The sequence below is a fragment of the Georgenia halophila genome, assembly GCF_039541595.1.
Genome location: NZ_BAABGN010000013.1, coordinates 70,834 through 92,960, shown reverse-complemented (window position 1 = coordinate 92,960; position 22,127 = coordinate 70,834). Strand labels below are relative to the sequence as shown.

19 protein-coding genes and 1 pseudogene are annotated in these 22,127 nt (G+C 72.5%); 5 read left to right on the top strand and 15 right to left on the bottom strand.

Annotation, left to right across the window (positions count from 1 at the left end):
• Nucleotides 1–6: 6 nt before the first annotated feature.
• Complete coding sequence (locus ABD907_RS16555) at nt 7–1,395, bottom strand: extracellular solute-binding protein (RefSeq protein ID WP_345217535.1); 1,389 nt, start codon at nt 1,393–1,395, stop codon at nt 7–9.
• Nucleotides 1,396–1,531: 136 nt separating this feature from the next.
• Nucleotides 1,532–4,480 (bottom strand): AfsR/SARP family transcriptional regulator, encoded by a 2,949-nt coding sequence (locus ABD907_RS16550; RefSeq protein ID WP_345217532.1) that lies wholly within the window; start codon nt 4,478–4,480, stop codon nt 1,532–1,534.
• A gap of 153 nt (nt 4,481–4,633) precedes the next feature.
• Between ABD907_RS16550 and ABD907_RS16545 the strand changes: the two genes are divergently transcribed.
• The gene (locus ABD907_RS16545) at nt 4,634–6,025 is read left to right on the top strand and encodes an FAD-binding oxidoreductase (RefSeq protein WP_345217529.1); all 1,392 of its coding nucleotides are present in this window, start codon (nt 4,634–4,636) and stop codon (nt 6,023–6,025) included.
• 48 nt (nt 6,026–6,073) lie between these two features.
• On the opposite strand, the gene ABD907_RS16540 is transcribed toward ABD907_RS16545, so the two are convergent.
• From ABD907_RS16540 to ABD907_RS16520, 5 genes and pseudogenes are all read right to left on the bottom strand, one after another.
• Nucleotides 6,074–9,400, bottom strand: a complete 3,327-nt coding sequence (locus ABD907_RS16540) for an Rne/Rng family ribonuclease (protein WP_345217527.1) — start codon at nt 9,398–9,400, stop codon at nt 6,074–6,076.
• Nucleotides 9,401–9,752: 352 nt separating this feature from the next.
• Complete coding sequence (locus ABD907_RS16535) at nt 9,753–10,331, bottom strand: thymidine kinase (protein ID WP_345217525.1); 579 nt, start codon at nt 10,329–10,331, stop codon at nt 9,753–9,755.
• A gap of 51 nt (nt 10,332–10,382) precedes the next feature.
• Nucleotides 10,383–10,469, bottom strand: a pseudogene (locus ABD907_RS21145) (hypothetical protein); the annotation flags it as partial.
• Nucleotides 10,470–10,706: 237 nt separating this feature from the next.
• Nucleotides 10,707–11,063, bottom strand: a complete 357-nt coding sequence (locus ABD907_RS16525; protein ID WP_345218894.1) for a phosphotransferase — start codon at nt 11,061–11,063, stop codon at nt 10,707–10,709.
• A gap of 149 nt (nt 11,064–11,212) precedes the next feature.
• Entirely contained in the window at nt 11,213–11,782 is a 570-nt protein-coding gene (locus ABD907_RS16520; protein WP_345217523.1) for a TetR/AcrR family transcriptional regulator, read from the bottom strand.
• Between the two features lie 110 nt (nt 11,783–11,892).
• Between ABD907_RS16520 and ABD907_RS16515 the strand changes: the two genes are divergently transcribed.
• A complete protein-coding gene (locus tag ABD907_RS16515; RefSeq protein ID WP_345217521.1) occupies nt 11,893–13,167 on the top strand; it encodes an MFS transporter in 1,275 nt (424 codons plus the stop codon).
• A gap of 49 nt (nt 13,168–13,216) precedes the next feature.
• A complete protein-coding gene (locus ABD907_RS16510; protein ID WP_345217519.1) occupies nt 13,217–13,585 on the top strand; it encodes a hypothetical protein in 369 nt (122 codons plus the stop codon).
• A gap of 211 nt (nt 13,586–13,796) precedes the next feature.
• Here ABD907_RS16510 and mutM read toward each other — a convergent pair whose 3' ends face one another.
• The 3 genes from mutM to ABD907_RS16495 are packed head-to-tail and all read right to left on the bottom strand — an operon-like array spanning nt 13,797 to nt 16,225.
• Nucleotides 13,797–14,822, bottom strand: a complete 1,026-nt coding sequence (gene mutM / locus ABD907_RS16505) for a bifunctional DNA-formamidopyrimidine glycosylase/DNA-(apurinic or apyrimidinic site) lyase (RefSeq protein ID WP_345217518.1) — start codon at nt 14,820–14,822, stop codon at nt 13,797–13,799.
• Between the two features lie 9 nt (nt 14,823–14,831).
• Nucleotides 14,832–15,596 (bottom strand): ribonuclease III, encoded by a 765-nt coding sequence (gene rnc / locus ABD907_RS16500; RefSeq protein WP_425555784.1) that lies wholly within the window; start codon nt 15,594–15,596, stop codon nt 14,832–14,834.
• Nucleotides 15,593–16,225, bottom strand: a complete 633-nt coding sequence (locus ABD907_RS16495; RefSeq protein ID WP_345217517.1) for a YceD family protein — start codon at nt 16,223–16,225, stop codon at nt 15,593–15,595. The genes rnc and ABD907_RS16495 overlap by 4 nt, the downstream gene beginning before the upstream one ends.
• A 144-nt stretch (nt 16,226–16,369) precedes the next feature.
• Here ABD907_RS16495 and ABD907_RS16490 point away from each other — a divergent pair, with 144 nt between their 5' ends.
• Nucleotides 16,370–17,188 (top strand): alpha/beta fold hydrolase, encoded by an 819-nt coding sequence (locus tag ABD907_RS16490; protein ID WP_345217515.1) that lies wholly within the window; start codon nt 16,370–16,372, stop codon nt 17,186–17,188.
• Between the two features lie 54 nt (nt 17,189–17,242).
• On the opposite strand, the gene ABD907_RS16485 is transcribed toward ABD907_RS16490, so the two are convergent.
• The 4 genes from ABD907_RS16485 to ABD907_RS16470 form a co-directional block, all read right to left on the bottom strand.
• Nucleotides 17,243–17,782, bottom strand: a complete 540-nt coding sequence (locus ABD907_RS16485) for an SPFH domain-containing protein (protein ID WP_345217513.1) — start codon at nt 17,780–17,782, stop codon at nt 17,243–17,245.
• Nucleotides 17,779–18,267 carry a pantetheine-phosphate adenylyltransferase gene (gene coaD, locus ABD907_RS16480; RefSeq protein ID WP_345217511.1) on the bottom strand — a complete coding sequence of 163 codons (489 nt, stop codon included), beginning with the start codon at nt 18,265–18,267 and terminating at the stop codon, nt 17,779–17,781. Before coaD ends, ABD907_RS16485 begins: the two co-directional genes overlap by 4 nt.
• 159 nt (nt 18,268–18,426) lie before the next feature.
• The gene (gene rsmD, locus ABD907_RS16475) at nt 18,427–18,990 is read right to left on the bottom strand and encodes a 16S rRNA (guanine(966)-N(2))-methyltransferase RsmD (protein ID WP_345217509.1); all 564 of its coding nucleotides are present in this window, start codon (nt 18,988–18,990) and stop codon (nt 18,427–18,429) included.
• Nucleotides 18,991–19,005: 15 nt separating this feature from the next.
• Nucleotides 19,006–19,413, bottom strand: a complete 408-nt coding sequence (locus tag ABD907_RS16470) for a transferase (protein ID WP_345217507.1) — start codon at nt 19,411–19,413, stop codon at nt 19,006–19,008.
• 221 nt (nt 19,414–19,634) lie between these two features.
• On the opposite strand from ABD907_RS16470, the gene ABD907_RS16465 reads away from it, so the two are divergent.
• Complete coding sequence (locus ABD907_RS16465) at nt 19,635–20,624, top strand: LLM class flavin-dependent oxidoreductase (RefSeq protein ID WP_345218890.1); 990 nt, start codon at nt 19,635–19,637, stop codon at nt 20,622–20,624.
• On the opposite strand, the gene ABD907_RS16460 is transcribed toward ABD907_RS16465, so the two are convergent.
• Entirely contained in the window at nt 20,576–22,117 is a 1,542-nt protein-coding gene (locus ABD907_RS16460) for a DUF6297 family protein (RefSeq protein WP_345217505.1), read from the bottom strand. The genes ABD907_RS16465 and ABD907_RS16460 overlap by 49 nt on opposite strands.
• Nucleotides 22,118–22,127: the final 10 nt, after the last annotated feature.

Sequence of the window (22,127 nt, the reverse complement as noted above, 5' to 3'; positions counted from 1 at the left end):
GCTCGCTCACTGGTTGGAGGCGACGAACTCGGCGTAGTCGGCCTGGACCGTCTGGGTGAACTCCTCCGCGTCCATCTCCCCGCCCATCAGCGCCTGCAGCGCCTGCCCGAGCGTCTCCCCCATCGTGGGGGTCGCCCAGTCGAGGTACGGGAGCAGCTCGCCCTCGGACACGGCACTGTCGTACGCCTCGTAGACGTCGGCGTTCAGGGGGTCGGGCGCCTCGTGCTGGCTGGTCTCGACCACCGGCATGTTGCCGGTCTCCGCGATGACGCCCATGGCCTCCTCGCTGGTGATGAAGTCGATGTAGGCCGCGGCGACGTCGGGATGCTCAGTCTGGGACGTCACGGCGAAGGGGATGCCGGTCGCCCCCGTGGTCGTCGGCCCGGCGCCCTCCTCGGTGGGCGGCGGCGCGAAGAACCCGGCGTCCTCGCCCATGGCGGCGTGGATGTCCGCGGCCAGCCAGGACCCGGCCATGAGGTAGACCCCCTGTCCCTCGGTGAAGGACTGCCAGACGGCGTCGTAGTCCGCACCGTTGAAGCCGTCGTTGAAGTAGCCGGAATCGACCCACTCACGAAGTGTGGTGGCGGCCTGCACGTTCGCGTCGTCGGTCCAGGTGGCGCCGGCATTGCCGAAGCCGAGGTCGCGGATCTCGGCGGCCGGGACGTACGCGCCCTGGACGGGCCCGAAGACGTGCAGCGCCGGCCACTGGTCGAGGTTGCCGAGCATCAGCGGGGTCTCGCCCGCCTCCTCGATGGTGGCGAGCTGGTCCTCGAACTCCGCCCAGGTCTGGGGCAGGTCGAGGCCGATCTCGTCGAGCTTGGTCTGGTTGTAGTAGACGCCGACCACCTCACCGACCTGCGGCAGACCGTAGATCGACCCCTCACCGAAGGTGACGCCGTCGGGGCTGTACCTGCTGTTCTGCAGGACCGACTCGGAGAACCGGTCGGTCCACCCGTACGCCTCGGCGTAGTCGTCGAGTGCCAGCAGCTGACCGGAGGCGACGTACTGGCCCATCTGGGAGCGGGAGTTGTTGACCTGGGTGACGTCCGGGGCGTCCTCACCGGACAGCGCGAGGCGCAGGGTGGCGTTGAGGTCGTCGGTGGACTGGGTCTGCCGGTCGATCTCGACGTTCGGGTACGTCTCCATGAACTGCTCGTTGAGCTGTTCGATCTGCTCGTTCTGCCCGCCGCGGACCTCCTGGTCCCACACGGTGAGGGTGACGTCACCGACGTCCGAGATGTCCGTCCGGACCTCGGCGGGTTCGCTCGTGCCCTCCGTGGGGGTCTCCTCGGGGGCGTTGTTCGAGCCAGGCGTGCACGCGGCGAGGGCGAGTGCGGCGGTCAGGGCGAGCGCGCCGAGTCCGGCGGCGCTCCTCCGGCGCGGTGACGTGGTCATGTGGGTCTCCTGTGTGCGACGACCCCCTCATTGTGGCGGACGAGGGGGTGCGGGCACGCATCTGCCCGCTCCGTGGCGGAAGGTCGCGGGGCGAGAGCCCGTCGCGGGCGCGCCCATGAGGTCGGGCGAACGGTGGTCAGTCGGTGGAGGGAGAGGCCGCAGGCCCGACGATGCCAGCCGTGCCGGCGATCGTGCGATCGTGCGACGCCGCCCGCGCCCGGTCGACGACCTGTGTCCGGGGCAGCATCGCGGCCAGCTCCGTGATCCGCCCGAACGCGGCGGGATCGATCCTGGCGCGCAGGGTCGCCGTGAGCTCCGCGTAACGCACGACGTCCGCACCGGTGACCGCGGGTGCCGAAGGGGCGTGGTCCGCGGCCGCGAGGAGCAGCATGGCGAGCTCCGGCCGGTCCCGCGCGAGCAGCTCGGCGAAGATCCGTAGCGTCGTCCACAGCTGTGGCCAGACAGCCAGCCGCAACCAGCGATCGAGCAGCGGCCGCACGACGGCGAACGCCTCGTCCCGGCGGCCGAGCCTGATCAGCGCGGCGAGGCGGGCCGTGTTCGCCAGTCCCCCCACGAACCGGGCGCCGACGGCGTCGGCGTCCTGCGTGGCTGCGGCGAGCAGCGGGACGGCCGCCGCGAGGTCCTCGCCGGAGACCACCTCCGCCGCCGCGTACCGGGCGTAGCCGCGGTGGGCGACCGCACCGGCGATCTCGCCCGCCGACAGGGCCCGGGCGGTGAGCTCCTGGGCCCCGGAACGGTCGCCGCCGTAGTGCGCCACCAGCGCCAGCGACGCCTGGGCGGTGGACAGGCGCGCCAGCGGTAGGCCTTCGAGCCCGAGGATCTGCTGGAAGGAGCGACGGGACTGCGAGTGGTTGCCGCCGTACAGGGTGCTGACTCCGAGCGCGCCGAGGGCGAGGAACCGCTCGTCGACCGTCCGCGCGAGAGCGAGCGCTGACCGTGCCGCTCGCTCACCCTCGGCCACGTCGCCCTTCGCGGCCGCGACCATGGCGCCCGCGGCCTGCGCCAGCCGGCCCGACGCCGTCGCCCGAACGCCCTCGTCGCCCGCCACCTGCCGGACGACCGCGGCGATGTCCGGCCGCACCTGCCACATCGTCGACGCGAGCGTCAGGGTCCCGGTGATCTCTCCCGCCAGGTCCGCGCGGTCGTTCTCGAGCGCCCACGTCACCGCGGTCCGGATGTCGACTGCGTGCGCGTCCAGGTCGGCGGCCGCGGCGGCGTCCTGCGGACCGGACGACGCGGCCTCCACGGCGGTGACCAGAGAGCGGACCCAGTACGCGTGCGCCCGACGGATGTCCGCCTCGCCGTCGAGGCGCAAGCGTTCGAGGGCGAAGGACCGGACGATCTGCAGCAGGCGGTACCGCCCGTGGCCGTTGCCGGGGCCCACCACGAGCGAGGCGTCGACGAGACCGGCGAGCTCCCCGGCCACGGAACCGGCGGCTCGCTGTGTCGCGACGTGCTCGACCGCCGTCAGGTCGAAGGGACCCTCGAACACGGCGAGCGCGCAGAGCAGGGCCTGCTCGGAGTCGCTCAGGAGGTCGTAGGACCAGTCGAGGGCGCTCCGCAGCGACCCGGTGTCCGGGTCCTGGAGCAGGTCGAGGCAGCGATCGAGGCGTTCCTGCACCGCCTCGACGCCGAGCGTGGCGGCGCGAGTGGCGGCCAGCTCGATGGCCAGCGGCAGCCCGTCGAGGGCCTGACAGATCGCCCTGACGACCTCGCGCTGGCGGCGGCCGATCGTGAGGGTCGGGCGCAGTCGGCGTGCCCGGTCGACGAAGAGAGCGGTCGCCGGGTCGGCGCTCACGTGGTCGGAGGTCGCCGAATCCTCCGGACGCTCGGCGCCCACCGCGAGCGGCGGCAGGGGAAGCACCTGCTCTGCGTGGATGCCGAGACGACGGCGGCTCGTCACCAGCAGACGCGCCCGCGAGCAACGCCGCAGGAGGATCGCGGCGAACGCGGCGACGGCGTCGCGGGCGTGCTCGCAGCCGTCGAGGACCAGGAGCATCGGGGTGACCTCGAGGTACTCGACCACCGCCGAGGTCACGTCGTCGCCGACGTGGCCGATGCCCAGCGCCGCAGCCACGTCGAGGTCGATCCGCCCCAGGGCTCCGACCTCGACGACCGTCACGGGCAGGGCGAGGCGCCGGCTCAGCGGGCCGATGGCCTCGGCCGCGAGCCGTGACTTCCCGACGCCGCCGGTACCGGTGACGGTCGTCAGGCGGTTGGCCACCATCGTGTCCGCGAGCTCGGCGAGCGCGTGCTCACGGCCGACGAAGGTGGTGTCGTCGGCGAGCCAGCGGGGCACGTGGTGCCGCTCCGTCGGCCGGACGCTCCTGGGGATGCCGTGGTCGAGGATCTGCAGCTGGAGGTCGCACAGCTCCGGCGATGGGTCGAGGCCGAGCTCGTCGGCGAGGAGGCTGCGGTGCTCCTGGAATCGCTCCAGCGCCTCGCTCGGTCGGCCGGCGAGGTACAGGGCTCTCATCAGCAGCGCGCAGGCACGTTCGCGCAGCGGGTGGGCGTGGACCATCGCCGTCATCCCCGCCACCGCGGCTTCGACGTCCCCGAGCTGGATCTGCAGGGCGGCACGTTCCTCCTGGGCCACCAACCGGCGTTGAGCCAACCGTGAAGCCTCGGCCTCGACGAACTGACGGTCGGCAAACTCCGTCAGGACGTCGTCACGCCAGAGCCGCAGCGCTCGGTCGATGAGACCGGCGGCCTCTCCGGGCGGCGCGTCCGCCGCCCGGTCGCACAGGGTCTCGAAGATCTCGGAGTCGAGCGCCGCGCCGTCCAGCACGAGCCGATAGCCGTTCGGTGCGCTCTCGATCACGCCGGGACCCAGGAGGCTGCGCAGCCTCGACATAACGGTGTGCAGTGCGGCGCGAGGAGCGTTCGGGAGGCGCCCTTCCCAGGCGGCCTCGACCAGGTGGTCGACGTCGATCACCTGGTCGTGACGAAGCAGCAGCGCCGCCAGGACGGCGCGCTGCCGTGTGCTCGGCACCGCCACCTCGGCACCGTCACGGTGCACCTGGAGCGGCCCGAGCACACCGAAGGTCCGGCCGTCCGCGGCCATCTGCCCAGGGTAGCCACGGACCGGCTCGCACGGTGCCTTTCGGCACCGCCGCCCGCGACGGGCAAGCAAGCGGGGTGAAAGAGCTGTGAAAGGGAGGTTCGCCATCGTGAGACCTGGCCGGCAGATCCCTCGACGTCCCGAAAGGGGAGACCCATGAGCGCTCCGATCCACCACCAGAGCACGACCACGAAGCTCGACGCGTTCACCGACCTCGACACGAGGCTCGGTGGGCGTGCGTTCCGGCCGGGTCACCCGGAGTTCGAGTCCGCCGTCCGCCTGTGGAACGGCATGATCGAGGACCGGCCCGCCGTCGTCGTCAGACCCACCACGACGGCGGACGTCTCGACCGCAATCCGCTACGGGCGGGAGAACGACCTCGAGATCTCGATCAAGGGCGGGGGGCACAACGTCGCGGGCTTCGCCACCAACCGCGGCGGCATGATGATCGACCTCGAGCACATGCGACAGGTGCAGGTCGACGCCAGTGCCCGATCCGCCCGGGTCGGGGCCGGCGCCCGGTGGTCCGACGTCGACGCCGCGACGGGCGCTTTCGACCTGGCCACCACCGGGGGCGTCATCTCGACCACCGGGGTCGCGGGAGTGACGCTCGGCGGCGGCGTGGGCTGGCTGGTGGGCAAGCATGGGCTCACCATCGACAACCTGCGGGCGGTCGACCTCGTCACCGCCGACGGGCAGGCCCTCACCGCCAGCGCGGACTCGCACCCGGACCTGTTCTGGGCACTGCGCGGCGGTGGCGGGAACTTCGGCGTCGCCACGTCCTTCGAGTACGAGGTCCATCCGCTCCGGACGGTCTTCGCCGGCATGGTCGCTCATCCGCCGTCAAGAGCACGCGAGGTGCTGGAGTTCCACCGTGAGATCACAGCACAGGCACCGGACGAGCTCACCGTCTACTGCGGGCTCATGGCGGAGCCCGAGCACGGCAGCCGCGTCGCGGCCCTGGCGTTCTGCTGGTCGGGTGACCCCGCCGACGCCGAGGCGGTCGTCGGACCGATCCTGACGTTCGGCCCGCCGATCATGACGATGGCCGACACCATGCCGTACGCCGCCTGGAACGGCGGCAACGACCCGCTCTTTCCATACGGCCGCCGGTACTACTGGAAGGGCGCGCTTATGCGCGACCTCGACAACCGGGTGCTGGACGCAGTCGCCGCGTTCGCCGCGGACCCGCCGCTGCCCTGGCTCAACGCCACGATCGAGCACTACGGCGGCGCGATGAACCGGAAGCCCACGGGAGCGACCGCGTTTCCGCACCGCGACGCCAGGTACCAGCTGGTCATCGTCGGCGCGTGGGACGAACCGCACCAGGACGCGACCGGGATCCGCTGGGCACGTGACCTGCACGCGGCCGTAGAGCCCTTCGGCACGGCGGGCGACTTCCTGAACTTCACCGCCGGGGACGGCGCGGACGCCGAGCGCGTGGCCCGTGCCGGCTACGGCCCCAACTGGGAAGCGCTCACCCGGGTCAAGCGCGAGTACGACCCCGACAACATCTTCCACCGGAACCACAACGTGACGCCGGCCTGACCTGACCTGCCGACGGCCGTGGCCGTCGGCAGGTCACGCCGGAGGCGGTCAGTCGCCGGTCGACCCCGCGCTCGACCCGGAGCCGCCCTCCGACCCGTCAACGGTGGTGATGCTTGTCTGGCCCGGGGTGACCACGCCGGTGGAGACGGCCCGGCGGCTGCGGCGTGGGCGCCGCGCCGGGGTGCCGGGCTGAGCCGGTTCGGCCGTCTCGGCGGCCTCCTCGGCGTCGGTGGGCACGACGACGGAGCCGCCCGACGGTGCACCGACGACGCCGGTGGCCGGCGGCTCGTCGGGGGTCGCGGGCGCGCCCTGCTGATCGGCCTGATCGGCCTGGGCGACCTGACCGCCCTCGGCATCGCGAGTCGAGCCCTCGTCGGAGCCGTCATCCTGATCGTGGGCGTTGGCCGCCGCAGCGGCGATCGTGGCGAGGGTGGCCTTGACCGCCTCGCGGGCCGCCGCGCTCTGCGGGTCCTCGGCGGTGGCCTCGGCCGGCGACGACGGCGACTGCGACACCGCGGGCTGCCCGCCGCCACGGCGCCCCCCGCGGCGGCGCGATCCGCCGTCGTCCTGGCTGGTGCGGCCGCCGTCGGAACCGCGCTCGACCGGCTGGTCGTGGACGACGAAGCCGCGGCCGTTGCAGTGCTCGCACGTGGACGAGAACGCCTCGATCAGTCCCTGGCCGACCCGCTTGCGCGTCATCTGGACCAGGCCGAGTGAGGTCACCTCGGCCACCTGGTGGCGGGTGCGGTCTCGGCCGAGGCACTCGAGGAGGCGCCGCAGCACGAGGTCACGGTTGGACTCAAGCACCATGTCGATGAAGTCGATGACGATGATGCCGCCGATGTCCCGCAGGCGGAGCTGGCGGACGATCTCCTCCGCGGACTCCAGGTTGTTCCGGGTGACCGTCTCCTCCAGCGTGCCGCCGGAACCGGTGAACTTGCCGGTGTTGACGTCGATGACGGTCATCGCCTCGGTCCGGTCGATGACCAGCGAGCCGCCGGAGGGCAGCCACACCTTGCGGTCCATGGCCTTGGCGAGCTGCTCGTCCACGCGGTGCTCGGCGAAGACGTCCTTGTGGGAGGTCCAGTGGTGCATGCGGTCGGCGAGCTCCGGGGACAGGTCCTCGACGTACGTCGAGATGGTCTTCCACGCCGTGTCGCCGGCCACGGTGAGGGACTCGAAGTCCTCGTTGAAGACGTCGCGGACCACACGCACCGCCAGCTCCGGCTCCCCCTTGAGGAGCGTCGGGGCGGCCTTGGTGTTCTTCGCCTTCGCCTCGATGTCGGCCCACTGCTTGGTCAGTCGATCGACGTCCGCACGCAGCTGCTCCTCGGTGGCGCCTTCGGCCGCGGTGCGCACGATGACGCCCGCACCGTCCGGGACCATCTCCTTGAGGAGCTTCTTCAGCCGGCTGCGCTCGTTCTCGGGAAGCTTGCGAGAGATCCCGGTCATGGCGCCGGACGGGACGAGCACCAAGTGCCGGCCCGCCAACGTGATCTGCGAGGTCAGGCGGGCACCCTTGTGACCGATCGGGTCCTTGGTGACCTGGACGAGCACGGTGTCGCCCGACTTCAGCGCCTGCTCGATGCGGCGGGGCTGGCCCTCCATGCCTGCGGCGTCCCAGTTGACCTCGCCGGCGTACAGCACGGCGTTGCGGCCCTTGCCGAGATCGACGAACGCCGCCTCCATCGAGGGCAGCACGTTCTGCACGCGCCCGAGGTAGACGTTTCCGACCATCGAGGTCTGCGTGTGCCGGGCCACGTAGTGCTCGACGAGCATGTCGTCCTCGAGGACCGCGATCTGGTTGAGCCCGTCCTTCTCGCGCACGATCATCTTGCGATTCACCGACTCGCGGCGCGCCAAGAACTCCGACTCGGACAGGCTGGGGCGGCGACGGCGGCCGGCCTCGCGACCCTCACGGCGGCGCTGACGCTTGGCCTCCAGCCGCGTGGAGCCCTTGAGCGCGGTGACCTCGTCGCGTGCGGTGCGCCCCTCGCTCTCGTTCTCGCTTCGGGAGGAGCGGCGGCGACGACGACGCCGGCGGGAGCCGGAGCTGCCCTCGCCCTCGTCCGACGAGCTGTCCTCGCCCTCGTCGTTCTGCTCGGGGCGCTCGCGGTCCCCGTCCTGCTGCCGGTCACGGTCCCCGGTCTTGTCCTTGGCGGGACGGTCGGACTGGCCCGCCTTCTCGTCCTGGCCGTTGTCGTCACCCTGGCGGGCGTCGTCGCCGTTCTCGTCGGAGTCGTTCTGCGCGCTGCGGTTCCGACGGCCGCGGCCGCCGCGACGGCGACGGCGACGCGACTGCTGCTCGTCGCTCTCGCCCTGGTCGGCCTCCTGCTCGTCCGGCTTCTCGCCCTGGCCGGCTGCCTGCTCGTCCGGCTTGTCGGCCTGGTCTGCGGCCTGGTCGCTGCTCACGGGCAGCGGGGTCGGCTCGCCGGCCGGCGCCTGGGCGCGACGGCGGCGGGGACGGGCGGCCGTGGTGTCGGGAGCCTGGAACAGCAGGGCCGCGGCCGGCAGACGAGGACCATCCTCGGCGTTGTCCTCGTCAGCCCCCTCCTCGTCGGGCTCGTCCTCGCCGGTCCCGGACTCGGCGGTCTTGTCGCCCGTGCCGACACCAAGCTCGGCGAAGACGTCGAGCTCCTGCTCCTGCTCGCGCTTACGCTGCGCCGCGCTGGTGCGGCGGCCGCGGCCCGAGCGCTTGGGGGCCTCCGCCTGCTCCGTCGACGCGTCACCGGCCTCCGTCGACGCGTCACCGGCGGCCCCGGCCTCGCCTTCGATCTCGACCTCGGACTCGGGCTGCGCCTCCGTCCGGACCTCGGTCTGGGCGTCGGCCGCCGGGCTGTCCACGGCCTCGGGCGCGCTCGCCTCGGTCTCGGCGGCCGGCTTGGCGGTCTTCTTCGCGGCCGGCCTCCTGCCGCCCTGCTTCTTGGCCTTCGCTGGGGCCTGGGCCTCGGCGGCCGGCTCCTCGGTGGACGTCTCCGTGGCGGCTGGCTCGGCGGGCTCGTCGGCGTCAGGGGTGCTTGCGGTACCGCTGTTTGCTGCGTCTGCTGCGTCTGCGGTGTCGACGGCCTTGCGGCTCCTGCGCTTGGCCGGTGCCTTCCGGGCCCGGGCGGGCTTCTCGGCGACGGCCTCGGCTGGCTTCTCGGCCGCGGCCTCGGCGGCCTTCTCGGCGACGGCGGTCAGCGCCTCACCCTCCGGCGAGCCGACCGTGGTGGCCTCGCCGGTCTCGGGCTGCTGCGCCGTCGTCGGCTCGGTGGCGGGGGCCGGGGCGGTCGTCGGGCTGGTGGCACGGCGAGAGCGGGAGCGGCGCGGCTTCTGCTCGGGCGCCTGCTGCTGGTCGTCCTGGGCGCCGGATTCGGTGGTGTTCTGCTCTTCCATGGGGTGTGCCCCTCCACCCAGGGCGCCTCCACACCCTGCGGCGCCCATGGGCGATTCGTCATCCCCGGCTTCGCCGAGGACGGAAGTCCTGTGTGTACGACCGACTGATCGGCCGCCGACCGACGGGCGGCCTGCCGCGCCCTGCGCGGTGACCCCGAACTACCGGCCTCTGCTGCAGCGCGTACACCAGGCTGGTGAAGCGGCGCGAGATGGACCGGGTTCGAGGAGGTCACGTCGTCGTTCGGACCGGAGAAGCGGGGTGTGGTACAGCCCCTCCGGCCTCGTTCAGTATCGCACAGGGACAGGCACCATCCGTCCGGCGACGCACCGTCCGACTGGTGGGACAACCGGGTCAAGGGCTGTACCGGTGGCTGCGGCACCGCGCCTCGTACGCCTCCGACCCGCCGACGTGCGCGGCGACCGGGTGCAGCGCGTCGGGGGTCGGCTCGTCCTGGACCCGGACGTGGTACGCGGCGTCGCGGCCGCACACGCCGCACACGGCGGTGAGCCGATTGACGTCCTCTGCGAGTGCCATGAGCGCCGGCAGCGGTTCGAACGGGCGTCCGTCGAAGGTGACGGACAGGCCGCCGACGACGACCACCAGCCCGTCGTCTGCGAGCCGCTGCACCACCTCGACGAGGTCGTCACCGAAGAACTGCGCCTCGTCGACCGCGACCAGCTCCGTGCTCGGCTCCAGCAGGGCGGGGATGTCGTGGGCGGACCGCACAGTCCGCGAGGCGACTCCCAGGCCCGAGTGCGACGCCACACGCCCCGTCCCGCCGCGCGTGTCGAGGTCGTGGCTCACCACCAGCACGCCCCGGCCGGCCACCTGCGCCCGGCGCACGCGGCGCAGCAGCTCTTCGGACTTGCCGGCGAACATCGGCCCGGCAATCACCTCGAGGCGTCCGGCGCCCAACCCGTCGTCCCTCATACGGTCCAGTGAAGCACCGGGCGCCGACATCGCGTCGCGAACGACCACGACTCACCGTGCGGCGGGCCGCCGCTGGCAGCGCGGGCAGGAGAACGAGCCGCCGTTCATGAACTCCTCGCGCCGGATGATCGCCCCGCACCGTGCGCACGGCCGGCCGGCCCGGCCGTAAACGGCGAGCGAGCGGGCGAAGAATCCCTTTTCCCAGGTTAGATACGTTGACCTTCAGCAGGGAGGCGTCGTCGCCGCTGGGACGTCGCGCAGTCGTCGCCACGTCTGACGGACCCTTCGGGGATCGAACACGTCGGACAGACGATCCGCCACGTCGTCAGCCCATCCGTAGATCGTGTCGGTCATAGGCTCGCCGGAGCGGTACCCTCAGTGCTCGGCACCCTCAGGGATGCCGGACCTGCCGACCGCGTGCCGGCTTTGCATGAACTGGCCGAGCGTCGTGGCGAGTTCGGCCTGCTGCGAGCGCTGCAGGCCGACCGGCGAGTCACCGGGCACCCACGACACCACTGCCCATGGCCGGGGAAACAGGTCCGACGCCTCGCCGACGAACTCGATGTTGGGCACGGGCACAGATGCCGCCGGGCCCAGTCGCAGGAGCCAACGAACCTCCTTGAGGAAGTCGTGCGTGTAACCGTCCGAGCGAGGCAGGCGCACAGCATGGGCATCACCGAGGCGAAACACCCAGTTGCTGCTCCCTGACGCATGGCTGGGTCTGACCGTCATGTCGGCGAGATGCGGTGCCTGCTCGCGGAGCAGTCGAACAACCAGGTCGCAGTCCGGGACCACATCGCGCAGAGCGGCACATTCCTGATTCATCTTCCTCACCGCAGATGCGCACTACGCCGACGCACCAGGTTTGAGCGTGCCAGACTTCAGCGCCGGACGATCGCGGCCACGGTCTGCGGGACCCAGATGGTGGCGTCCTGCTCTGACACTCGGCCGGTGCGCACGTCGCCGGCCGCGCCGTGCACGATCGCGAGATAGCACGACGTCAGCCAGTCCGGGGACTGGTCCGTGCGGAACGCTCCCCTGGCCTGGCCGCGTTCGACCACACCTCGGACGCGGCCGAGCGCGTGCTCCATGTGCGCGCGGACGGCGTCGTCGCCGAGCTCGTCGCGCGCCGCGCCGAGCAGCGCGTGCAGCTCTGCGACGATCCGCCACGAGGACCGGGTGAGCTCATCCAGAGCATGGGCGGGCTCGCCGTCGAGCGGCACCGACTCCAGTGCCGCGTCGGCCTCGGCAACGGTACGGGCGAACAGCGCCGCGACGAGGGCGTGCCGCGTCTCGAAGTGACCGTAGAGCGTCATTCGCCCCACACCAGCGGCCCGCGCGATCGCCGCCATCGTCGCGTTCGGATCATCGGCCAGGGCCCGCAGTGCCGCCACGAGGATCTTCTCGCGGTTCCGGGTCGAGTCCGACCGCAGCGCGCGCTGTCGCGGCATCTGTCACTCCTTTCAAACGGTGCGCCCCGGTGCCGAGGCTTGCTTTTCTCGTACATCAATGTATACGTTAGCGGCACTACATCAAACATCCCTGTACGAGTTAGGAAACCGTGACGCAGTCAACCCACGGCCTGGCAACTGCCGCCAACCACCCGCCCCCTCGTCCGCAACCGGCGGGAGCGCGGCGCTGGTGGGCGCTCGCGCTGATCTGCGCGGCGCAGTTCATGTTGATCCTCGACGTCACCGTCGTGAACGTCGCGCTGCCCACGATCGACGCCGAGCTCGGCCTCGGCGCGCAGCTTGGCTGGGTCATCGCCGCGTACTCGCTGCCGTTCGGCGCGCTCCTGATCGTCGGCGGGATCATCACCGACCGGATCGGGCTGCGCACCTCGTTCCTGATCGGACTGGCCGTGTTCACCCTCGCGTCCCTCGGCGCGTCGGCGGCCAGCGCCGCCGGCGTGCTGATCGCGGCGAGGGTTGCCCAGGCGTTAGGCGCGGCGCTGCTGTCGCCGGCTGCTCTCAGCATGGTGATCTCGCTGTTCGAAGGCGCGGCGCGCCATCGCGCGTTGGCGGTCTGGGCAGGGATCGGCGGTGCGGGCGCGGCCATCGGCGCGGTCGTCGGTGGGGTGCTCACCCAGTTGGGAGGCTGGCGCTGGGCATTCCTGGTCAACGTCCCCGTCGGGCTGCTGATCGGTGTGCTGGTGCTGCTCGTCATCCGCACCGCGATGCTGGTCCGCTCCGAGCACGGCGGTGCGCCCGCGCACCCCGTTGTGTCGACGCTGCGGCTGCTGGGCACCCGCTCGGTGGCCGGCGGGGCGATCACGATGCTGCTGGCGAGCATGTTCCTGATCGGCTCGTTCTTCGTTCTTACGATCGCGCTGCAGGACGGTGCGGGCGTCGACCCGCTCGGAGCGGGTCTGGCGTTCCTGCCCGCCGCCGTCGCCGTCGTGCTCGGCGCGCAGCTGGCCGCGCACCTGCTGGGCCGGATGACCGCGAGGGCCGTGGGCGCGATCGCCTTCGGCACCGTCGTGGCGGGCTTCGCGATCGCCTGGTTGCTGCCGGACAGCCTGCCCGCCCTCATCATCGGCGTCGGCGTGGCCGCACTCGGGATCGGTCCCGCACTGGTCACAGCGACCGCCACCGCGACCACAGGGGTCTCGCACGGCGAGTCGGGCGCGGCCTCGGGAGTCGTCAACACCATGCACGAGATCGGCGGCGGCCTCGGAGTGCTCATGGCCTCGATGCCGATGCTCGTCGCGCTCAGCGCCGCAGGCGATACCGCCGTCTTCGGCTACGCCGCCGCCGGAGCGGTCCTGGCCGGCGTCATTGTCGCACTCGCGCTGCCCCACGGCCGCATCCACGCCTCCGGCGGGATGCACCACTGACCGGGATCGCCGCACCCTGCGGCGTTCTCACCCAAGAAAGGAAGAACCCATGTCCACTCCACTGATTCTCACCACCACGCACCGCGCACACGACGGCAAGCGCGACGAGCTTCGCCGCGCCGCCGACGCGTACGCCGCATTCGTCGAGCACTCCGAGCCGGGCCTGGTCGCGCTCGCCGTCACGACCGACGACGCATCAGTCACGTTCGAGCACGTGTTCACCGACGCCACGGCGGCCGACGAACACCTGACTACCTCCTCGGGGCACATCGCCGACAGCTTCGCGATCGCCCAGACCGCGCGCATCAGCGCCGTTGGGACCCCGGGCCCGCGGGTGACCGGACTGCTCGCGGCGAATCGGGAAGCCGGAGTCCCCGTCGACGCGGTCGACTCCGTGAACGGTTTCGTGCGCGACTGACCCCTCAGCACGCTACGAAGGCTGGCCCGGCCGCAGGAGCGGCCGGGTCAGCGGCGTGCTGCTGGAGCTCCGCGACCACTGACGGACCCAGCCTCTCCGATCGCGCGTCGATCGGTTCACGCGACTGGATCGTCGTCCAGGCTGGGATGTCGGCTTCGCGACGTGACTGAGCGGACACGGAAACATGTGCCCGGCGTCAGTCAGTCGTCGACTAACGTTCTCGCTGGCACTGCGGGCAAGAGTGGCTCGAGCGGTTCATGAAGCGCTCCCGTACGATAGGGGTGCCGCAGCGCTTGCAGGGATGGCCCTCAAGCCCATAGACACTTAGGCTCCGCTCAAAAAATCCGGACGCTCCCTCCACGTCGACGTACAGCGCGTCGAAGGACGTCCCGCCGACCGCGAGCGCGTCGCGCATCACAGCGGCGGCGTGGTCGTAGAGCGCGCGCAGCCGCGCCGGGCGAAGCACGTCGGTGCGCCGCGTGCCGTGCAGCCTGGCGCGCCAGAGCGCCTCGTCGGCGTAGATGTTCCCGACGCCGGAGACCAGGGTCTGGTCGAGGAGGGCACGTTTGACCTCGGTTCGGCGGATGCGGGTTCGGCGCACGAGGGCGACGGTATCGAGATCGGGGTCGAGAAGGTCGCGGGCGATGTGCGCGACCGGCTCCGGGAGCACCGGTGCGTCGGATCCCGCGCCGCCGGGGGCGCCGTCGCCGCTGGGCACCGTGTCGACGGCCATGACGTGGCCGAAGGTGCGCTGATCGACGAACCACAGCTGGCCGCCGTCGTCGAAAGTAATGCGCACCCGCAGGTGCGCTGTGGTGGCCGGGATGTCGCGGACCGTGGTGGGCAGCCGGGCGGCGGTCAGGTCCATCGGGGGCCCGCCGTCGGCGGCGAGCACGGGCGCGGGATGCATGAGGTCGAGGACGTCGCGTCCGTCGCGGGCTTCACGGGCGCGAGACCCGGGCGGTTCCTGCACGAGGAGCTGGCCGCTCATGCCGAGGTGCGCCAGGAGCGCCTCGTCGGGATGCGGTCCGGGCCCCACGGTCAGCCACAGGTACTTGCCCCGACGCACAGCGGCCGTGAACGAGCGCCCGACGAGGCGGGCCGCCAGCTCGTCGGCGCCACCGGACTGGCGGCGCACGGCACGCGGGTGGCGGACCTCGACTGCGGCGACGGGCCGGCCGAGGACGCGGCGGGCCAACCCGGCGCGGACGGTCTCGACCTCGGGCAGCTCGGGCACGGCGGTCGGTCAGGCCCGGTGCTCTGCGGACGAGGTGCCGTCGTCGGCGGGGGCGGCCGCCAGGCGGACGTAGGTGTCCTCGGCTGCGTTCTGCTCCGCGAGCTTCTTGGAGCTGCCGGTGCCGAGACCGTACTCGTCGCCGTCGAGGACGACCGTCGCGGTGAAGGTTCGGGCGTGGTCGGGGCCTTCGCCGGTGACCAGGTAGCTCGGCATGCCGAGGCCACGCTCCGCCGCCAGCTCCTGCAGGGAGGTCTTCCAGTCCAGGCCAGCACCGAGGTCGGCGGCGCGCGAGAGCAGCGGGCCGACGAGGCGCTCCACCATCGCCCGCGTCCGCTCGAGGCCGTGGCACAGGTAGGTCGCGCCGATGATCGCCTCGACCGTGTCGGAGAGGATCGAGTCCTTCTCCCGCCCGCCGGTGACGAGCTCGCCGCGGCCGAGCAGGATGTAGTCGCCGAGCCCGAGCTCACGGGCGACGGACGCGAGCGCCTTCTGGCTCACCGTGGCGGCGCGCATCCGGGCCAGGTCGCCCTCGGGCTCACCCGGGTGCGTCCGGTACAGGTGCTCGGTGACGATGACGCCGAGGACCGCGTCTCCGAGGAACTCCAGCCGCTCGTTGGTCGGGATGCCGCCGGCCTCGTGCGCGAACGACCGGTGGGTGAGGGACAGCACGAGGAGCTCGGGATCGATGGGGGTGCCGAGCGCGCCGGTCAGGGTCTCGACGTCGGTGCGGGCCGGTTCGGCCTCGGCTTCCGACTTCCGGCGGCGCCCGCTCACCGGGTGCCGTCCTCGTCGGTGCGGGCGCGCTCGTCCGTGCGGGCGGGCTCCCTGCGGGCGGTCTCGCCCGTCAGACCACCGGAGCCGTCCTCCAGCAACGAGCCCAGGGCGGACCAGCGCGGGTCGAGCTGCTCGTGGTGGTGGCCCTCCTCGAGGTCGTCCATCCGCTCGCCGCACACGCTGCACAGCCCGGCGCAGTCCTCCCGGCACAGCGGCTGGAAGGGCAGCGCCGGCACGATGGCGTCGCGCAGCACGGGCTCGAGGTCGATGTGCTCGGCCTCCACGGTCGGCAGCTCTTCGGCCTCCTCGTCACCCTCCTTGACCAGCGAGTTCTTGACGTCGGCATAGTAGAAGAGCTCGGAGACGTCGACCTCGAGGTCCTCCTCGAGGTCACGGAGGCAGCGCACGCACTGGCCGCGAGCGACCGTGTCGGCGGAGCCGGTGACGAAGACCCCGTCCATGACGGAGTCGAGCCGCAGGTCGAGCGCGACGTCGGAACCCTCGGGAACGCCGATCACGGCGGTGCCCAGATCGGCCGGGGCGGGCACCGTGCGGGCGAAGGCGCGCGTCGCCCCGGGACTGCGGCCGAGCTCGTGCGTGCTGACGACGAGCGGCGAGCGGGTGTCCATGACACTCCTTCTGCGGCGCCGGAGGGCGCGGAACTTCTCGGGGACTGACGGCGGCCCCGGGCATTGCCGGGGCGCGATAGATGCTACCCACGGCTGCCGGTACGAAGGCCACCCGGCAGCGCGCCTACCTGGCACGATGGGGCTGTGCAGGTGGACCGGACACTGAGCTGGCGGGGTCGCCGGGTGGCCTGGAGCTGCGCCGGTTCCGGACCGGCCGTGGTGCTGTGCCACGGTACGCCGTGGTCCTCGGCGCTGTGGGCACCGTTCGCCGAGGCGCTCAGCCGCGACCACACGGTGTACCTGTGGGACATGCCCGGGTACGGGGCGTCCTCGATGGACCCGGAGCATCCGGTGGACCTGGGCCTCCAGGGCGAGCTGCTGGCGGACCTGCTGGGCATCTGGGGCCTCGAGCGCCCGCACCTGGTGGCGCACGACTACGGCGGCGCCGTCTCGCTGAGGGCGCACCTCCTGCACGGTGCGCCGCTGGCGTCGCTGTGTCTGGTCGACGTCGTGGCGCTCTCGCCGTGGGGCTCGGACTTCTTCCGGCTCGTCCGCGAGCACGCGGACGTGTTCACCCGGCTACCCGCACCGGTACACCGCGGCGTCGTGGAGAGCTACATCGCGGGCGCGAGCCACCGCGGACTGCGCCAGGAGGACCTGGATGCCCTCACCGCGCCGTGGCTGACGACGGCCGGGCAGGCCGCGTTCTACCGGCAGATCGCGCAGGCGGACGAGCGGTTCACAGACGACCTCGAGCCGCGGCTCGGTGACCTCGCGGTCCCGGTGCAGGTGGTGTGGGGCCGGGAGGACGCGTGGATCCCGCTCGACCGGGCGCACCGCCTCGTACGCGCCATCCCGGGGGCCGGTCTGAGCGTGGTCGACGACGCCGGCCACCTGATCCAGCTCGACGCTCCGGTGATGCTCGCCACCGAGCTCGGCAGGTGGCTCGCCTCCGTCCGGTGAGCTCGCTCGCCTCCGTCCCGTGCGAGTGGCCCGCCGGCGCCGACCAGCCGACGCTCAGGCCTCCGAGCTCTCCTCGTCGGCCGCCGCCTCCCGGCCGGCTCGGGCCGCGAGCGCCTCGCGGCCGGCACGCACCTGGGTGGCGATGGAGTTGAGGTCGACCTCGAACTGGCCGAGCTTGCGGTCGCAGTAGTCGTTGGCGTCGGCGGCGAGCCTGGCGGCCTCCTTCTCGGCGTCGGCCACGATCTGCTCGGCCCGCTGGGTGGCGAGGGCGACCACGTGCTCGCTGGACACGAGCCGCTCGGCCTCGGTGCGGGCCTCCTCGACGATCTTGTCGGCGCGGCGCTTGGCGCGCTCGATCATCGCCTCGACGTCGGCGACGATGTCGTCGGCCGTGCGGATCTCCTGCGGCACGACGGTGCGGGCTGCGTCGAGCAGGTCGAGCGCCTCGGCCCGGTTGACCAGCACGGAGGCCGACATGGGCATGGTGCGGGCCTGGGTGACGAGCTCGGAGAGCTCGTCGAGGATGGAGATGAGCGACGCACCGTCCTCGGCGTGCCGCTCCGCGGCGGTGGTCGGGTCTTCGATGGCGGTCATCGTGTCTCTCCTATGGACGGCGCCTCGCGCAGGGCGGCGGCGACGGCGGGCGGGACGAGTCCCGTGACGTCGCCGCCGTAGCGGGCGACGTCCTTGATGAGCGAGGAGGCCACGTGCGCGAGGGCGGGGTCGCCCAGGACGAACACGGTCTCCACGCCGGTGAGGTGGCGATTCATCAGGGCCATGGACTGCTCGGCGTCGAGGTCGGCCGGGCCGCGAATGCCCTTGACGACGGCCGACGCGCCGACGTCGGCGCAGTAGGTGGCGAGCAGCCCGGGAACGACGTCGACCCGCACCCCGTCCAGCCCGCCGAGTGCGTCACGGGCGAGGTCGGCGCGCCGCTCGACGTCGAGCAGGTACTTCTTGGCGGGGTTGTGCGCCACGGCGACCACGACCTCGTCGAACATGACGCGTGCACGCCGCACCACGTCGACGTGACCGACGGTGATCGGGTCGAAGGACCCAGGGCAGACGGCCAGGCTCATCGCCGTTCTCGCAACATGCAGAACATGTCGTCACGCTAGCCCGCAAGGCGCCGATGCTGGCGTTCCCACGCTGGGGCGTGCCGCGTCGGCCCGTCGGCGAGCGCGACGCTGTCTCCGTCGCCGTCGCCGGGACCGCGGTAGGAGGCCTCGGTCGTGGCGTCACGCGGGGCGGCCGGGCGAGGGCTCGGCGAACCACATGCGGGTGTCGCCGTAGGTGCGCTCGTCGAGGCGGGCGAGCCCGAGCGGCCACGCCGGCTCCGGGCTGCGGCGGGAGCGTTCGACCACGACGACCGCGTCGTCGGTCAGCCAGCCGTTCGCGAGCCGGGTCAGGACCTCGCCGAGCCGGCGCTCGTCCAGGTCGTACGGCGGGTCGAGCAGGGCCAGGTCGGCCGGGCGTGCGGCGCCGCCGAGGAAGGTCTCGACCCGCGAGGCGGCGACCTCGACACCCGCAAGGCCGAGCGCCGCGACGTTGCGCCGGATCAGCGCGGCAGAGGGCCGGGAGTACTCGACCAGCGTGACCCGCGCGGCCCCACGGCTCGCCGCCTCGAGGCCCAACGCGCCGGAGCCGGCATAGAGGTCGAGCACCTCGGCGCCGACGACGACACCGAGGTGCTGCAGCCGCGAGAAGAGCGCCTCCCGGACCCGCTCGGATGTCGGTCGGGTACCGGAACGCGGCACCTGCACGGTGCGGCCTCCGGCTGCGCCGGCGACGATCCTGGTCACCGGGACAGCCTAGGGTCAGGCCGCCCGGCTGCTCCGGGCGTCCTCGAGCGTGCCACCGTCCGCCACGACGTCGTCCGCCACGATCCTCGCGCCCTCACCGATGCGGGCCTTGGCCCCCACGGTCGCGCGAGCGCCGACCACGGCGCGGCTGCCGACGAAGGCCGCCTGGCCGACGTGAGCATTTTCACCAACTTCTGCGCCGGGTGCGATCACGGCGCTGTGGTCGATCCACGCGCCGGAGCCGATGCGGGCACCGTGGTGCACGCGTGCGGCGGGGTCGACGTAGGCGGAGGCGTGAACGTAAGCCGTCGAATCGACGACGGCGGAAGATTCGACGAGGCCGCCACCGTTGCTGTGGTGGAAGTACCGACGGGTGATCCCGTGGTCGTCCTCGAACTCCACATAGTTCTTCTTCCTGCGCATGTCTGCCTCCTCTCCCCTCCGGTGATATCCCGGTCGGGCAAAAACCGTACAGATGTACAACGCGCAGGTCGAGGGAATGATTCCATCGTCTACCTCACACCCGCCGAACACCCACCGAGCAGCGAACCGATCCCCGGAGGTCCACCGTGCCCCACGCCACCAACCACCCCATCACCGACGCCGCCGGCGCGGAGTCCGAGCTGCCGCAGGCGGTGCGCGCCCTGCCGGTGTCCGTCCTGGACCTGGCCACCGTCCGGCCGGAGGAGGGGGTGCGGGCGACGTTCGAGGCCAGCGTGGCCCTGGCCCGCGACGCCGAGCGCTGGGGGTACACGCGCTACTGGTTCGCCGAGCACCACAACATGGCGACGGTGGCCTCGTCGGCGACGGCGGTCCTCATCGGCCACATCGCGGAGCACACATCGACGATGCGGGTCGGCGCGGGCGGGATCATGCTCCCGAACCACTCCCCGCTGGTCATCGCCGAACAGTTCGGCACCCTCGAGACGATGTATCCGGGCCGGATCGACCTGGGTCTGGGGCGCGCGCCGGGCGGCGACATGGCGATGCTGCGGTCGCTGCGCCGCGAACCCCACGACTCCGACCGGTTCCCGCAGGACGTCGCCGAGCTCCAGTCGCTCCTCGGACCCGAGCGACCCGGTCAGGAGGTCCGTGCGACACCCGGCACCGGCACCGAGGTCCCGCTGTACATCCTCGGATCCTCACTGTTCGGCGCCCGGCTCGCGGCCGCGATGGGCCTGCCCTACGCGTTCGCCTCGCACTTCGCGCCGGCCGCGCTGGTCGACGCCGTCACCGCCTACCGCACGGAGTACCAGCCGTCGGAGAAGCACCCTGAGCCGTACGTCATCGCCGGCCTGAACGTCTTCGTCGCCGACACCGACGACGAGGCGGCCGACCTGCACCACGCCGCCCTGCGGACCATGGTGACCCGCCTCGTGCGCCGAGGGACCGAGCTGTCGGAGGCCGACGCCGACGCGATCCTGTCCTCCCCCGCCGGCGACCAAGTGCGCACGATGCTGCGCTACTCCGCCGTCGGCTCCCCCGCCGCGCTGCCGGAGCAGGTGGCGAGCTTCGTCACCCACGCGCAGGCGGACGAGGTCATCGTCACCTCGAACACCCCGACGGCGCAGGCTCGGCACCGCTCCTACGAGCTGCTCGCCGAGGCGCTGGGTCTGGAAGCCCGCGACGCGTAGCCCGCGATGGCGAGCGCCACGACGGCGAGACCCGCCTGGACCCCGATCAGCACCGGTGAGACCGTGCCGATGAGCACGGCCACCAGGCTGGGGGCGGAGAACAGGATGGCGATGTCGGGGCCCTTGCTGAACGCGGCGGCGGCGCCGGGCGGGACGGCACCCATCGGGGTGTGGATCAGGCCGCCGCTGAAGTCCGGCGGCTCGCGGTACGCGGCCCGGACAGCGCCGGCAGCCCACACCGGTGCCGCGACCATCCCGAGGACCAGCCACTCGGGCCCGGTGTAGCGCCACGCCAGCACCGCGAACACGACCACCGACCAGCCGGCGTGCGCCATCGAGGGGACGAGCAGGCGCAGGAGGCGTACCTGTTGCGCCCCGAGCGGCAACAACGCATCGAGCATGGGCGCGTTCTCCGCCCGGCGCGCTCCCTCGGTGACGGCCAGCGCCGCCGTGTAGGCCCCGACCACCAGCAGGATCAGCGTCACGAACGGGACGGGCTGCGCGACGCTCAGCGCCAGCGCCGGCAGGCAGGCGGCGACCACGAGCTGGACGAGGTGGCGGCGGCTGCGCAGGAGCAGCAGGGCGTCGGACGTGACGACCGCCGCCTGCGGCGCCAGGCGTCGCGGGACCGCACGCAGCCACCGCATCCGCGCCGTTCGAGCTCGCTCGGGCGGGCTGGTCGCGGCGCTCAGCGCGCGGCCGAGGGCACGGGTGTCGGCCGACATGGCGGCGCCGAGCGCCTCGCCGGCCACCGCGCCGCGCTCATGCAGGCCGGAGTCCGCCAGCGAGCCGAGTCGCCGGTCCAGGGCGATCCCCAGCGCGGCGGCGAGGACCATGACCAGGACAGCCGTCGCCGTCATCGCGGTGTCGGGCATGGCCGGCACCGGCGGGTCGAGGACGACCAGGACGAGGGTCAGGACGGGAAGCGCCGCCAGCGCGACGTCAGCAGTGAGACGGGCGCGCCGGTGCGCGACGGGCGAGACCTGGGTCAGGCCGACGGCGAGCACGCACGAGGTGGTCAGGCCGGCACCGGCCGCGGCGCCCGAGACCAGCGGCGCCGAGACGATCAGGCTGACGGCCGTCCCGAGGATGGTGCCGAGCGCCGCCGCCGCGAGTGGCCACAGCACGGCCGCGGGACGGAGCAGGCCGCGGCGGTCCACCGGCAGCGGCAGCCACCACGCGGTCTGGGCCGGCGACAGGGCGACCGGGCCCAGCCGGGCCGCAAGCCCGGTGACGGCGGCGATGCACGCGAGCACCGCCAGGACGGCCAGCCAGGTGACGTGCAGCCCCAGGCCCGATCCCACGGTCGACGGCCCGGTGGCGAGGTCGGTGCCGATCCGGTCCGAGGCGGCCAGCACCATGGACGCCGAGATCGCGACGGCGAGCATGCCGCTGTAGAGGTCGTAGAGCAGGTCCGACGGGCTGGCGGGGTCTCGCAGCCGGGTGCGGCGCCTGGTCCAGCGCCGGACGTCGCGGCCCCTCGGGGCGCTCACAGGTGCCCCA